This is a genomic window from Micromonospora sp. KC721, from assembly GCF_004348355.1.
Taxonomy (GTDB): Bacteria; Actinomycetota; Actinomycetes; order Mycobacteriales; family Micromonosporaceae; genus Micromonospora.
In genome coordinates this window covers 20,635-34,917 of sequence record NZ_SMJY01000043.1, presented here as the reverse complement: position 1 = coordinate 34,917, position 14,283 = coordinate 20,635, and the positions used below count along the sequence as shown (strand labels likewise).

At 74.2% G+C, this 14,283-nt stretch carries 12 protein-coding genes; 8 read left to right on the top strand and 4 right to left on the bottom strand.

The annotated features are described in order from the left end of the window. Nucleotides 1–95: 95 nt before the first annotated feature. Both E1182_RS10745 and E1182_RS10740 read left to right on the top strand, forming a co-directional pair. Nucleotides 96–1,505, top strand: a complete 1,410-nt coding sequence (locus E1182_RS10745) for a hypothetical protein (protein ID WP_132263599.1) — start codon at nt 96–98, stop codon at nt 1,503–1,505. Between the two features lie 279 nt (nt 1,506–1,784). Then, nucleotides 1,785–2,927, top strand: a complete 1,143-nt coding sequence (locus E1182_RS10740) for a SigB/SigF/SigG family RNA polymerase sigma factor (RefSeq protein ID WP_132263597.1) — start codon at nt 1,785–1,787, stop codon at nt 2,925–2,927. 74 nt (nt 2,928–3,001) lie between these two features. Here the strand turns inward: E1182_RS10740 and E1182_RS10735 are convergent, their stop codons facing one another. The 3 genes from E1182_RS10735 to E1182_RS10725 form a co-directional block, all read right to left on the bottom strand. Then, nucleotides 3,002–3,688 (bottom strand): ATP-binding protein, encoded by a 687-nt coding sequence (locus E1182_RS10735; RefSeq protein ID WP_243706151.1) that lies wholly within the window; start codon nt 3,686–3,688, stop codon nt 3,002–3,004. A 153-nt stretch (nt 3,689–3,841) separates the two neighbouring features. Then, nucleotides 3,842–4,999 carry a glycosyltransferase gene (locus E1182_RS10730; RefSeq protein ID WP_132263593.1) on the bottom strand — a complete coding sequence of 386 codons (1,158 nt, stop codon included), beginning with the start codon at nt 4,997–4,999 and terminating at the stop codon, nt 3,842–3,844. Nucleotides 5,000–5,101: 102 nt separating this feature from the next. Next, a complete protein-coding gene (locus E1182_RS10725; RefSeq protein ID WP_132263591.1) occupies nt 5,102–6,115 on the bottom strand; it encodes a glucosyl-3-phosphoglycerate synthase in 1,014 nt (337 codons plus the stop codon). Between the two features lie 216 nt (nt 6,116–6,331). Between E1182_RS10725 and E1182_RS10720 the strand changes: the two genes are divergently transcribed. From E1182_RS10720 to E1182_RS10695, 6 genes are all read left to right on the top strand, one after another. After that, on the top strand, nt 6,332–7,369 hold the full coding sequence (locus E1182_RS10720; protein WP_132263589.1) for a Gfo/Idh/MocA family protein: 1,038 nt from the start codon (nt 6,332–6,334) through the stop codon (nt 7,367–7,369). Further along, complete coding sequence (locus tag E1182_RS10715; RefSeq protein WP_132263587.1) at nt 7,362–8,450, top strand: zinc-binding dehydrogenase; 1,089 nt, start codon at nt 7,362–7,364, stop codon at nt 8,448–8,450. The genes E1182_RS10720 and E1182_RS10715 overlap by 8 nt, the downstream gene beginning before the upstream one ends. Nucleotides 8,451–8,620: 170 nt before the next feature. Then, entirely contained in the window at nt 8,621–10,912 is a 2,292-nt protein-coding gene (gene secA2, locus E1182_RS10710) for an accessory Sec system translocase SecA2 (RefSeq protein ID WP_132263585.1), read from the top strand. Between the two features lie 198 nt (nt 10,913–11,110). Next, nucleotides 11,111–11,842, top strand: coding sequence for a GAF and ANTAR domain-containing protein (locus E1182_RS10705; protein WP_132263602.1), 732 nt, complete (start codon nt 11,111–11,113; stop codon nt 11,840–11,842). 136 nt (nt 11,843–11,978) lie between these two features. After that, nucleotides 11,979–12,485, top strand: a complete 507-nt coding sequence (locus E1182_RS10700; protein ID WP_132263583.1) for a DUF2231 domain-containing protein — start codon at nt 11,979–11,981, stop codon at nt 12,483–12,485. A gap of 16 nt (nt 12,486–12,501) precedes the next feature. Beyond that, nucleotides 12,502–13,278 (top strand): class I SAM-dependent methyltransferase, encoded by a 777-nt coding sequence (locus E1182_RS10695; protein WP_132263581.1) that lies wholly within the window; start codon nt 12,502–12,504, stop codon nt 13,276–13,278. A 52-nt stretch (nt 13,279–13,330) separates the two neighbouring features. On the opposite strand, the gene E1182_RS10690 is transcribed toward E1182_RS10695, so the two are convergent. Continuing rightward, the gene (locus tag E1182_RS10690) at nt 13,331–14,278 is read right to left on the bottom strand and encodes a DUF3500 domain-containing protein (protein WP_132263579.1); all 948 of its coding nucleotides are present in this window, start codon (nt 14,276–14,278) and stop codon (nt 13,331–13,333) included. Nucleotides 14,279–14,283: the final 5 nt, after the last annotated feature.

Sequence of the window (14,283 nt, the reverse complement as noted above, 5' to 3'; positions counted from 1 at the left end):
GGGTGGGGCTGCGGATTGCCCTCAATGCCCGGTTTAGACCCCATCGGGACGGGAAGCCGGCCCGCGTGTTGGACGAGCGAAGCAGTGCGGGTTCCATGCCCAGGGCGCACCGGAGGGCGGCGGAGGGCGCCGGCCTGGCCGGGGACCGGGTCGTAGCGGCGGGCAGCGTCGCCCGGCTGCTCGTGGCGGCGGCCGCCCGGGCGTTGCGCGGCGACGACTGCGGCGACCTCGGCCAGTCCAGCCCACTGTCCCGGCTCGTCACCGCTGCGGAGCCGGTGCGCCGGGCGGCGGCCGCCCGCGCCGCCGCGCGGATCGCGCTCACCGTTGAGCAGACCGCCGAGGTGGACGCCGAACGGGTCGCCCGGTGGCTGGTCGACCAGTACCCCCGCCGCCGCTACCCGGGGGTGGTGCTGGGCTCACCGCACGCCGCGGCGGTGCACCTGGCGGTCGCGCTCGGTGTGCCGTGGCTGCCGGCCGGCTTCGAGATGACCGCGCACTGGACCCACGGCGCGGTCGGCCACCCCTGCGCCGCCCTGGACCACGGCGCGGCGCTCGGCGCCCGGATCCTGGCCGGCAACCCCGACCTGCACGTACGGCAGGTGCACTGCCCGGCCAGCCGGGGCGCGTTGGCCGGGGCAACGGTGTCGCTGATCGCGCGGTGGCGGGTGCTGCCGAAGGCGTACGCGCGTTTCCTGGCCGACCGGGTGGCGCCCGGCGGGCCGCTGCTGCTGGTGCGCGACGGGCGTACCTGGCCGGTGCTCGACGAGGGACGCGGCCACAGCTTCCAGCTCGGCAGCCCGTGCAGCGGCCTGGACCCGGTGGACTTCCACCCGGACGCACACGCCCTGCGCCAGGTGCTGCGCTCCGCCGGTGCGGACGGCACCCGGTGGGCGCCGCCCGGCGTCACCGCCGCCGGTGAGCAGGCCGAGCACGGCGTGGAGGCGACCTTCGCCGACTCCGCCCGAGGATGGGCCGGGCGGCACGGCCGCCGCCTGCACGAGGTGTGCTACCCGCACCCGGGCGCGCTCAGCGCCGCCGTGGCGGACCTCTACCGGCACTGGCTGCGCCGCGCCGGCAAGACCGGTGACCGATTGGTGGTGGAGTGCGGTCGGCTGCTCGACCCGTGGCAGGTGGTACGGGCGGGACTGGTGCCCTACTGGTGCGAGAACGCCACCCGGCGCAGTGTCGAACAGGCGGAGTGGTGGCTCGCCGGCAGCGCACCCTTCAGCTCGGTGGACGTGCTGCCGGAGTCGCCCGGCATGCGCTCGCCGGCGCTGGCCGGGCTGCCCCAGTGGCTGGCGGTCGCCGCGTTCGGCCGCCGCCGTCGAGCCCTGGACCGGATCGCCGCCCGCGGCTACCCGGTGGCGACGGTGCCGACCCGACGGGCCACCGAGGTGCTTCGTAACCAACCGTACGACCTGCCGGTGCCGCCGCCGCTGGCCGCCGCCGAAGCGCTGGCCGCACTGCGGTCCGGGGGTGCCCCGCTCGGTCTCGCCGTGACCTGATCGGCGAGCACGCCGGAACCGGGCGGTCACCGCACCGACCCGGGCGGACGGAGCTGCCGAAACATCCTCGCGAACCTCGCGCCTCGTGATTGAGTACCTACGGAGCGGGAACACCGCTGGCTGCGACGGCCACCCATGCCGTGCGGCGTGCTGCCGTCGCTCCCGCGCGTCCGGTGACACCGGCGCGTCACGTTGACCAACTTCCGGCCCGGTGCGTGGCTCCACCACGCGCACGACCGGCTCCGATTCCGGGCGGGGACCTTCCTGAGGGAGGCGCGGATGTTCGGGCAGACGACCACAACCACACCACCACCAACGACCGAGCGCGGCCTGGAGGATCTGGACGCGGCGGCGCTGGCGTACGCGGCGCGGATCGAGGGCCTGCCCCCCGAGCGGCGGCAGGAGGCGCGGGACGACCTGGTCCGGTTCGCCCTGCCCTTCGCCGGCCGGCTGGCCCGCCGGTACCGCGGGCGGGGCGAACCGCTGGAGGACCTGGAGCAGGTGGCCCGACTCGGCCTGGTCAACGCCGTCGACCGGTACGACCCGGAGCGGGGCTCCTTCACCGCGTACGCGGCGATCACCATCGTCGGTGAGATCAAGCGACACTTCCGGGACCGCACCTGGGGCGTGCACGTGCCCCGCCGGCTGCGTGACCTGATCCTGGAGGTCGGTCAGGCCACCGCCGCGCTGACCAGCGAGCTGTCCCGGGCGCCGAGCGTGGCCGAACTGGCCCAACGGCTGGAGACCCCCGAGGAGGAGATCCTCGCCGCGCTGGAGTCGGCCGCCGGTTACAGCCCGGCCTCGCTGAACGCCCCGGTCGGGGGCGAGAGTTCCGCCGAGTTCGGCGACCTGGTCGGCGAGTCGGACAACGCGCTCGAATCGGTCGACGACCGGGTCACGGTCAGCGGACTGCTGCACCGGCTGCCCTGGCGGGAACGGCGCATTCTGGCCATGCGCTTCTACGGCAACCAGACGCAGGCGGAGATCGCCGCCCGGTTCGGCATCTCGCAGATGCACGTCTCCCGGCTGCTGTCGCGGGCACTGGCCTGGCTGCGTCAGGCGATGCTGGCCGACGCCCCGCCGCCCTGGCAGAACGGCACGGCCGAGGCGGAGACGGGCCGCAACCGGATCGCCGTGAAACGCACCGGCGACCGGGTCGTGGTGGAGGTCGGCGGGGAGATCGACCGCGACGGCGCCGACCAGCTGCGCCGGGTGATGCTCGAGGCGGTCACCGGTCAGCCCCGGGAGGTGGTGGTGGACCTCGACGGTGCCGGCGGCGTCGACGCCGGTGGGATCGCCGCGCTGATGGCCGGGCGGGACGCCGCCGCCCGTACCGGTGTCTCGCTGCGGTTGACCCGGGTGCAGCCGGCGGTGCGCCGGTCACTCACCGCCGCGGGCCTGCCCGCCACCGCCGACGCCTGAGTCGTGCCGTCCGGTCCCGGCGCGGCCCGCCCGCGCCGGGACCCGGTCTGACCGGCGGAGGGCGCCCCCGCCGGTCAGCTCGCGGGCACCAGAGCCCACACCACCTTGCCGTCGCCCAACGGCGTGATGCCCCACCGCTGTGCCATCTCCCGGACCAGCAGCAGGCCGCGGCCTCCCTCGGCGCGCGGATCGGGGCAGCCCGCGCGGACCGCCGTACGGCTGCCGTCGAGCACCGCCACCTGCAGGTACGGGCTGCGCAACGTCAGGGTCACCTGCATCGGGGTCTGCGCGTGCCGGACCACGTTGCCCACCAGCTCGCTGAGCACCAGCGAGGCCGGCCCGACCAGCTCCGGCACGTTCCATCGGGCGCAGGCGTCCGCCACCAGTTCCCGGGCACGGCGGCAGGCGGTCGCCACCGGCTCCAGCCGGGCCCGCAACCGTGGCGACGTGGCGGCCCCCGCCAACTCGGCCGCCTCGGCGCGGCTCGGCCGCACCGGCACCACCCGACAGGTGGTGGACTCGGCGAGCCAGGCCGCCGCGTCGGGCGGGGGAGCGCACAGCACCACCGGTACGGCCGGCCACCCGGCGGCGCGGCGGCAGGTGGCGGCGAAGACCGACAGCGCCAGCCGGTCGGCGACGGTGACGCCGTCCAGGTCGACCACGAGCGCGTCCGGCTGGCGGATCAGGCAGCCGTCCAGCACCGTGTGCACGGCACGCATGGTGTCCACGTCGAGCGTGCCGGTGAGCCGCACGACGGTCACCGGGGATCCGTCGTCGACCGCACAGCTGATCCGGCTCGGCATCTGCCCCTCGATTCCGCTCGGGTGTTGGCAGACCAGGCAGGTACCCGGGGTCGAGGGGGGTGAAACCGGACGCGCCGCCGCTGACCTGCCCCGGCGCTGGTCGGGCCCGGCTCAGGCGGCCCGCAACCGGCGCGCCGGCGCGCCCTGCCGGACCTGCTCGTACAGGCCGAGGTACTTCTGCGCCATCACGGCCGGAGTGAACCGCCTCGCGGCCTCCCGGCGGCACTCGGCGGGGTCGAGCAGGCTCGCCGCCAGCAGCAGCTCACCCAGCTCCTCCTCGTCGTCGGTGAGCAGGCCGGTACGGCCGTGCTCGACCAACTCGGGCAGGCAGCCACGGGCGGTCGCCACCACCGGCGTACCCAGGGCCAGTGCCTCCACCACCGCGGTGCCGCCGGGTTCCTCCCAACGCAGCGGGAAGAACGCGGCCCGCGCCCCGGCCAGCAGGTCGTCGCGTTCCCGCCCGGCCACCGTGCCGACCCAGCGGACGAGTTCGCCGTCGACGTGCGGGGCGACCTCGTCGGCGAAGAACCGGACGTCCGGGTTCTGCCGGGCGTCGTCGCCCGCGGCGGCCAGGTCCGCCGGTCGGTGGTACGGCCCGACGGGTCCGGCGAGCACCAGCGGGACACCGACCCGCCGGGCCAACCGGGCACCCAGGTCCTGCCCCTTGCCCGGGGTGATCCGGCCCAGCACGACCGCGTAGTCGCCCTTCTCCCGTCGGGGTGCGCGGTCCGCGTCGACGGCCAGCGGGGTGGACAGGTGCACGTGGCCCACCGAGTGCTCCCGCAAGGCGCCCGGGGCGCGGGCCAGCTGCGAGGCGGAGACGCCGTTGACCCGGACCCGCCCGCCGGCGTCCAGGTTGCCGTAGAGCTCCGGATGCTTGGTCAGGTCCCAGTGCAGGGTGTGCAGCGCCGGCGGGCCGGCCGGCCCCATCGCCGCGAGGGTGGCCAGGCCGACGGCCTCCACGTGATCGTGCACCAGGTCGATGTCGTCGCGGGCGTGCAACTGCCGGACCACGCCGTCGAGGTGCGCCTGCGAGATGCCGCAGACCTGGTTGTACGGCCGCTGGAGGGCGGCGAACTGCCCGTCATCGAAGACGGAGAACCTTTCGTCCACCGGCAGCGTGCTGGTGCCGACCGAGGCGAGCACCACCCGTACCCCCAGCCGCCGCAACTCCGGCACCAGGGTGGCGACGACGTTCTCGATGCCGCCGTAGCCGGGCGGTGGCACGGACAGCCAGGGACCGGCGTTCATCAGGACCGTCAGGCGCATGACGCTGTCTTCCCTTCCCCGGCGGGATCCGGTCGGAGTCCCGCAATCGCCGACCGGCCCCCGCGGCCCGGCCGTCGCGCTCAGCTCACCGCGACCGGACGGTCAGACCGCTACCCGCCGGCGGGGCACCCGGTTCCGCAGCTGTGCCAGTGGCGGGCGTTCCTGCACCGAGACGTCGCTGACCGTGATCTCCCGGTCCAGGTGGGGCAGCGCGTCGGAGCCACCCCGGCGGAACTGGGTGAGCAGCGTCCCGGGCATCATGCCCGGGCTGGCCCAGCCGCGCCGCTGCAACCGCGACCACGCGGCCTGCATGATCTGGGCGGACATCCGCCCCAGGGCGGCGGTGTCCTGGTGGCGGTGCTTGCGTTCACCGAGGTCCACCTGGGCCAGGGCGTCCAGTCCCACCAGCTCCAGCAGATCGATGAGCAGGGCCGTCTCGACGCCGTACCCCGAGACGAACGGCACCTGTTCCAGCACCTCCCGCCGACCGGCGTACTCGCCGGCCAACGGCTGCACGAACCCGGCCAGCTCCGGCCAGAAGAGGTTGAGCAGCGGTCGGGCCATCAGCTCGGTGACCCGACCACCGCCGTCGGGCTCCACGGTGTGGGTGCCGACCAGCGGCCGATGGTAGAACCCCTTCACGAACTCCACCGAGGGGTCGGCCAGCAGCGGCCCCAGCAGGCCGGCCACGAAGTGGGAGCGGAACTCGCGCAGGTCCGCGTCGACGAACGCGACGATGTCGCCCTCGGCCGCGGCCAGGCCGGCCCAGAGCGCGTCGCCCTTGCCGGCCAGCCGGGGCAGCCCCCGGGTCATGTCGTCCTGGCCGACCACCCGGGCGCCGGCGGCCCGGGCCACCTGCGCGGTGCGGTCGGTCGACCGGGAGTCGACCACGATGAGCTCGTCGACCAGGGCGACCCGGTCCATCAGGTGTTCCCGGATGGTCGCCACGATCGCCCCGACGGTGGCCTCCTCGTTGCGGGCGGGCAGCACCACGCTGACCCGGCTGTCACCCTTGGCTTCGACGAGCCGACGCGCCGGCCAGTCCCGCGCCGACGTCGTCCGATATGTGGCCCACGCCTCTACCACGGGTGAGACGACCGGTTCTATTTCCCGCACTGGCACACCCCCAGATCGTGGCGGAAACCCACACCGGGTTTTCCCAACTGCGACCGCCCGTTAACCGGATCATGCCTAACAGCTTGATCACGAAAGGTACGCCCTCGGGTTCCCGCCAGGTGAACGCTTCGTTGCGTGCCGTGCCAGGTTTCGTGTTCGAGCGGTCCGGGGAGAGCTGTTGCGTTGGTCGTCAATCGGCGTCGAGAGGTCGGTGTGATGCGTAGCTGCCGGGTGGCCCTGGTGGGGGCCGGTGGGGTGGCACGACGCCACGCCCGCCTGCTGAGCGGGTTCGAGGACGTGGAACTGCTGGGGGTGACCGATGTGGCCCGGGACGCCGCGGCGGAGCTGACCGGCACGTACGGCGGCCGTCCCTTCACCGACATCGACGAACTGCTCGCCGCCGGCCCGGACGCGGTGTACGTCTGCGTGCCGCCGTTCGCTCACGGACCGGTGGAGGAGGCGGTGATCGCCGCCGGGGTGCCGATGTTCGTGGAGAAGCCGGTCGCGGTCGACCTGGACACCGCCGAGCGGGTCGCCGCGCTGGTGCAGGAGAAGGGGCTGCTCACCGCCGTCGGGCACCACTGGCGCTACCTGCACGTCGTCGAGCAGGCCCGGCAGCTGCTCGCCGACCGTCCGGTACGGATGGTCAACGGCGCCTGGCTGGACACGGTGCCGCCGGTGGCCTGGTGGCCGGTGCGGGAGCGCTCCGGCGGACCCGTCGTCGAGCAGGCCGCGCACGTGCTGGACCTGGTCCGCGCGCTGGTCGGCGAGGTGGTCGAGGTGACCGCGTACGGCGACGGCGTGCCGCCGCCGGTCGACGGCGCCGACATCGACTCGGTCACCGCGGCCACCCTCCGCTTCGCCAGTGGGGCCGTCGGCACGCTCGCCGCGGCCTGCGTGCTGACCTGGAAGCACCGGGCGGGGCTGGAGATCCTCGCCGACGGGTTGGCGCTGTCGTTGGCCGAGGACGGCCTGCTCGTCCGGGACGCCGACGGGCAGCGCCGGGTCGGGTCCGACCCGGACGGGGCGCGGGTCGCCGTGGACCGGGCCTTCATCGACGCGGTCACCGGTGTCGGCGACGACGTCCGGGTGCCGTACGCCGAGGCGCTGCGCACCCAGCGACTCGCGCTCGCCGTCGCCGAGAGCGCACGCACCGGCCGCAGCGTCGCCCTGCCCACCGGTCCCGCCGCCACCCGGCAGGTGACCGCGGCGGTTCCGGCCGCCGTCACCGGCGGGGTGACCGTCGATGCGTGACGCGGTCGTGGTGGTCAGCGCCCCCGGCCGCGTCGAGCTGGTCGAACAGGCCGCCGCCGAGCTGACCGATGGAAGCTTCCGGGTGCGGACGCTTTTCAGCGGAATCTCCGTCGGTACCGAACTGAGCTATGTCAAGGGCACCAACCCGTACCTGCACGTCACCTGGAACCCGGAGCTGGGCCTGTTCCAGCCGGGTGGGGCGAGCACCCCGTACCCGGTGACCCGGCTGGGGTACATGCAGGTCGGCCAGGTGGTGGAGAGCCGTACCCCGGCCGTCGCCGTGGGGACGGTCGGCGCGATGACGTACGGCCACCGCAGCGGCTGGGTGGCCGACCCGGTCGCCGAACGGTTCGTCCCGCTGCCGGACGACCTCGACCCGTTGCTCGGCGTGTACGTCGCCCACCTGGGCCCGATCTGCGCCAACGGCCTGCTGCACGCCGCCGCCGACCTGTGCGGCACCGACGTGCGCTCGCTCGGCGACGGGGTGCGGGGCCGTCGGGTGGCGGTGGTCGGCGGCGGGGTGGTGGGCCTGCTCACCGCCCTGTTCGCCAGGCGGCACGGCGCCGCCTCGGTGGTCGTGCTGGACCCGACGCCGCAGCGGCGGCGGGTCGCCGAGGCGCTCGGCCTGCAGAGCCTCGACCCGGAGGCCGACGACCCGGCCGTGCTGCTCAAGACCCGCTGGAACCACGCCGCCGGGGACCGGGGCGCCGACGTGGTGTTCCAGTGCCGGGGCCAGGCGTGGGCGCTGCACCTGGCGCTGCGCCTGCTGCGCCCCCAGGGCACCGTGATCGACCTGGCCTTCTACCAGGCCGGCGCGGACGCGGTCCGGTTCGGCGAGGAGTTCCACCACAACGGCCTCGCGCTGCGCTGCGCGCAGATCGGGCGGGTGCCGCGCGGGCTCGCGCCGACCTGGGACCGGGAGCGGCTGTCGGCCGAGACGATCGAGCTGCTGCGGCGCGACGGCGATCTGATCCGCGAGCACCTGGTCTCGACGGTGGCGCCCTTCGCGCAGGCCCCGGCGATCCTGACCGACCTGGCCGCGCGCCGCCGGCAGGAACTCCAGGTCGTCCTTGCCGGCTGAGGCGGGCATGTCATAGATCCTCGCCGGTCTGCGACACCGCCTGCCCGCTGCCGATCAGCGGCTGGCAACACGGCGCCGAGCTGCGGCGCCGCCCGGCGGAGGGGACACGGGGGCGATCGGCGACGAGCCGGGCAGCGATCGAGGCGCCAGTTCGCGTACCGTTGCGGCTCATGGGTGTGTCGCAACGGTTCAAGAGCAGGTTCCGGCGGTTCCTCCAGCGCCCGGGGACGACGGTCGACCTGGCCCCGCTGGAGAAGCTGCTGCCGCAGATCGCCGCGCGCGAGGAGGAGCTGTCCGCCCTCGACGACGCCGAGCTCACCGAGGCTGCCGGGGCCGCCTCGGGCTACGTCGAGATCTGCGCCATCGGCCGCGAGGCCGCCCGCCGCGGGCTGGACCAGCGGCCGTACGACGTGCAGCTGCTCGGCGCGATGTCACTGCTCTCCGGCAAGGTCGCCGAGATGGCCACCGGTGAGGGCAAGACGCTCACCGCCACCATCGCCGCGTACGGGCACGTCCGGATCGGCAACGGCCCGGTGCACGTGCTCACCGTCAACGACTACCTGGCCCGCCGCGACGCCGAGTGGATGGCGCCGGTCTACCGGCTGCTCGGCCTCAGCGTGGGCTGGGTCAACGAGGCGTCCACTCCGCAGGAGCGGCGCGCCGCGTACGCCTGCGACGTCACCTACGTCTCGGTCAGCGAGGCCGGTTTCGACTTCCTTCGCGACCAGCTCGTCACCGACATCGCCGAGCGGGTCCAGCCGCCGCTGAAGACCGCGATCGTGGACGAGGCCGACTCGATCCTGATCGACGAGGCGCGGGTGCCGATGGTCCTGGCCGGTGCGGTCGCCGGTGAGCAGGACCCGGTGCACGCCGCCGCGGCGCTGGTGCGCGGGCTGCGCAAGGGCAGGCACTACACCGTCGCCGAGGACGGCCGCAGCGTGGCCTTCACCAGCGCCGGCCTGGCCACCGTCGAGGCCAAGCTCGGCGGCATCGACCTGTACGACAGCGAGCACGTGGGGCAGCTCTCCGCGGTGAACGTGGCGCTGCACGCGCACGCCCTGCTGCACCGCGACGTCGACTACATCGTGCGCGACGGCAGCGTCGAGCTGATCGACGAGATGCGTGGCCGGGTCGCCCAGCGCCGCCGCTGGCCCGACGGCCTGCAGGCGGCGGTGGAGGCGAAGGAGGGCCTGGACGCCACCGCCGAGGGGGAGGTGTTGGGCACCATCGCCGTGCAGGCGTACATCGCCCTCTACCCGACGGTCTGCGGGATGACCGCGACCGCGGTGCTCGTCGGCGACCAGCTGCGCGAGTTCTTCGGGCTGGAGGTGGCGGTCATCCCACCCAACACCCCGTGCATCCGCGAGGACGAGCCGGACCGCATCTACGCCACCCGGGCGGAGAAGGAGGAGGCGCTGATCGACGAGATCAAGCGCAACCACGAGCGCGGTCGCCCGGTGCTGGTGGGCACCCTCGACGTCAAGGAGTCCGAGGGGCTGGCCGCCGGCCTGAACGCCGTCGGGGTGCCGTGCGTGGTGCTCAACGCCAAGAATGACGACGAGGAGGCGGCGATCATCGCGGAGGCGGGTGCGTACGGCGCGGTCACCGTCTCCACCCAGATGGCCGGGCGGGGCGTCGACATCCGCCTGGGCGGCAGCGACCAGGCCGACCGGGAGCGGGTCGCGGAGCTGGGCGGCCTGTTCGTGATCGGCAGCGGCCGGCACGACAGCCGGCGGGTCGACGATCAGCTGCGCGGTCGGGCCGGTCGACAGGGCGACCCGGGCGGCTCGGCCTTCTTCGTCAGCCTGGAGGACGACCTGGTGGTCCGGCACGCCGGTGACACCATTCCGGCCTCGCCGCGGATGAACGCCGACGGTCTGGTCACCGACGAGCAGGTCGACTACGCGGTGGAGCACGCGCAGCGGGTCGCCGAGGGGGTCAACCACGAGATCCACCGCAACACCTGGCGCTACAGCGTGGTGATCGAGCAGCAGCGCAAGGCCCTCGCGGAGCGGCGCGAACGGCTGCTCACCACCGACGTGGCCGCGCTGATGCTGCTGGACCGGATGCCGGAGAAGGCCGGCGAGATGGACGAGGACCTGCTGGCCCGGGTAGCCCGCTCGATCGCCCTCTACCACCTGGACCGGCTCTGGGCCGAACACCTGGCCGAGCTGTCGGAGGTCCGGGAGGGCGTGCACCTGCGCGCGCTGGGCCGGCTCGACCCGCTCGACGAGTTCCACCGAGCCGCGGTGCCGGCGTTCACCAACCTCATTCCGGAGATCGAGCGGCGCACCATCGCCACCTTCGAGGAGACCGAGTTCGCCGACGACTGGGAGCCGGACGCCGCGAAGCTGGTCCGGCCCAGCGCCACCTGGACGTACCTGGTGCACGACAACCCGTTCGGCTCGGAGCTGGATCGGTTGATCGCCTCGGTGGGCCGTCGGCTCGCCGGTTCGCGCTGACCGTCCCGAGGGATCCCTTCCGACGTGCTCGTCGGAAGGGATCCCTTTACGCGGTTTCGGTCCTGGTTTGCGAGGGTAGTAGCCCTGGGCCCATGGTTCGGGGGATCGGAGAACGATGACACAGGCAGCGGTGTCGGGCAGGGACGGCACCTGGCGGTGCGCGGAAGGCAGTCGTCGGTGCGCGCAGAGCGTGACCCGGTGAACCTGGACACGCGGGAGCCGACCCTCGGGGTGCTGGAGGTCGCCGCTCTGCTGCGGGAGCTGACCGCGGGCCTGATCGCGGTCGACGATTTCGACGAGGCGCTGCGCCACCTGGTCCGGATCGCCCGTGACGCCGGGCCGGAGGTGTCCTGGTGCGGGTTCACCGCGCTGCGGGCCGGCGAGCCCGCCGGGGTGGCCGCCTCCGACCCCCGCCTGGCCGAGCTGGACGAGCTGCGGCACGGCCCCGAGTCACCGGCGATGACCGCCATCCAGCGTCGGGAGATGACCATCGCGCCGGATCTCGACGACGAGCAGCGTTGGCCGGGTTGGACGGCCCGGGCGCGCGGGCTCGGCGTACGGGGGGTGATTTCCGCGCCGGTCGACGTCGACGACCGGGCGATCGGGGCGATCAACCTGTACGCCGGCACCGCGGGCATGTTCTCCACCCGCCACCAGCTCACCGCGATGCTTCTCGCCGAGCACGCGGGGCTGCTGCTGGCCGCGGTGCGGGACCGGGCCAGGCAGGCCGAGCGCGCCGGTGAGATCGACGCGTCACTGCTCGGCGAGGGTGTGGTGAGCCAGGCGGTCGGGGTGATCATGACTCAGCGGGGCTGCCCGGCGCCGGAGGCGCTGGAGGTGCTACGCAGCGCCGCGTCCTCGCTGGACATTCCGCTGCGGGAGGTCGCCGAGCGCCTCGTCGCCACGGTCTCGCGTCCCCGCGAGGGCTGAGCGGTCGACCTGCCGGCCCTGCCCCGCCCGCCGGTCGGGTTTCCGACCGCCGCCACCCGCGCGCGTCGTTTCGCCCCCGTGGTGGCCGGGTAGCACCCTGGATCCATGAGCACCTGACGATCCTGGGGAGGACGCGATGCAGAGCCGTCTGCGGGTGCGGGGGCATCCCATCCAACCGATGCTGGTGACGTTCCCGTTCGGACTCTTCGTCAGCGCCACCGTCCTCGACCTGGCCAACGTGCTGAGCGGGCTGGCGTTCCTCGGTCTGGTCGGCTATTGGACGGCGGTCGCCGGCCTGGTCGCCGCCGCGCTCACCGCGGTCGCCGGCATGATCGACCTGTGGGACGTGCGAGCCGGCCGGACCCGCCGCACCATGGTCACCGCCAACCTGGTCAACGCCGGGGTGGCCGCGCTGTTCCTGCTCGGTTGCCTGATCCGGGCCGAGGCGCCGCAGCGGGGCGCCACCGGCGTACTGCTCGCCGTCGAGCTGGTCGCGCTGGCGCTGGGCGCCGTGGGAGTCTGGCTCGGTGCCCGGCTGCTGCGCGAGTTCGACGCGGGCCGCCGTGAGCCGAGCGGCTTCGAGACGCCCGACGGCACGCCGTTCCCCGGCCGTACCGTCGAGATCATCCGTCCTCGGGCCTGAGCGGAGGCTGGGGTGAGTGAGGCAGCGGGAGTTCGAGGAACTGGTTGCCGGGGCGGCCCGGGCGGACGTCACCGGTTGGGGTTTTTCCTGGCTGGCCGGACGGGCCAGTGAGGAGCGACCACCGTGGGGGTACGCCCGGTTGATCGCGGCCCGAATGGCGCAGGCGCACACCGCGCTGGACGTCGACACCGGCGGCGGAGAGGTGCTCGCCGAGATCCCGACCCCGCCACCGCTGCTGCTCGCCACCGAGGCTTGGCCGCCGAACGTGGCGGTCGCCCGGCGTACGCTGCGCCGGCTTGGCGCGTGCGTCGTGTGGGTCGGTGCCGGGCCGGTGCTGCCGTTTCAGGAGGGGGCGTTCGACCTGGTCACCAGCCGTCACCCGATCGACACCTGCTGGCCGGAGATCGCCCGGGTGCTGCGGCCCGGCGGGGTGTACCTGTCCCAGCAGATCGGCGCCGGCAGCATGCGGGAACTGACTGAGGCCATTCTCGGCCCGCTGCCGCCGGCGGCGACCCGGCATCCGCGGCAGGCCGTAGCCGCCGCCCGGGCCGCCGGCCTGACCGTGGTACGCCTGGAGGAAGCCACCCTGCGGGCGACCTTCCACGACATCGGCGCCGTGGTGTGGTTCCTGCGCAAGGTGGTCTGGACCGTGCCGGGTTTCACCGTCGAGGCGTTCCGGCCGCAACTGGCCGCCCTGCACGAGCGCATCCGCGCCGAGGGTCCCTTCGTCGCCCATGCCCGCCGCTTCCTCATCGAGGCACACAGACCCGCGCCCGGCCACACCTCCGGCTGATCGTGAGGTTGGCGGGGCGACCCGCCGAGGCGGCCGGAGCGCATCATGATCATCACGGGTGGGGGTGGGTGTGGTGGTCGGCGAGGATGTCGGCGCCGAAGTCGCTGGCCGGGCGGCGTAGCACGGTGTGCGCGTGGTTGCCGTCGTCGGCGGTGTTGTCGTACTCGATCAGCAGGTCGTCGCCCTGCACCCGGTAGTAGTGGCGGCCGCCGGGGCGGATCGACCCGGCCCAGGCGAAGTGCGTGTCGCCGACGGCGAGCCGGTCGGCCTCCCGGGCCGCGAGTTCGGCGGGGAGCCGGTCCAGGTACAGCGCGACGAGTTGGTCCAGCATGCTCCGACCGGCGACCCCGAGCCGGCCCCGCGGCACGCCCAGCGGGAGCAGTGGCGCGTCCACCGACGACCGGGTGGCGCTGATGATGTCCGCCGGGGCGTCGTCGGCGATGATCGCGGCGTCCCGCCCGGCCGGGCCGATCGCCGTCAGCAGTTCCCGGGCCAGGTCCTCCTCGGCACCCAGCGGGCGCAGGACGGGGCGTCCGGCGTGCGTGACGGCGGCCGGATTGGCGCCGAGGAAGACCGGGGCGGGGGAGACCTCGTCGTCCACCACGGTCATGCTCACCGACAGGTGATGCCCCTCGAACCGCCAGGCCCACCGGTCGTCGCGGCCCGGGTCACCGTACACGGCCACCCAGTAGTCGCCGCTGTGCCGGCCGCGCCGCCAGCCCTCCGCCCGGTCCAGCACCTCCTCCAGCGTGACGACCGCCATCGCCTGGGCGTACGCGCCGGGGCTGAGCGCGGTGGCGAGCAGCCGGTGGGCGGCCTTGCGACCAGCGCGGTCCAGGTCGGCCAGGCACACTCCGGGGCGCGGGCGTGGCCGGTACTCCAGCCACCGCCGCCGTCGGTCCTCGAAGGAGTGGCCGGCGGCGGCCCGGGCCGGCTCGTCGAGGACGTCCAGCAGGGCGGTGGCCGCGGTGCGCATCCGCTCGGGTACGGCATCGTCCATGGTGG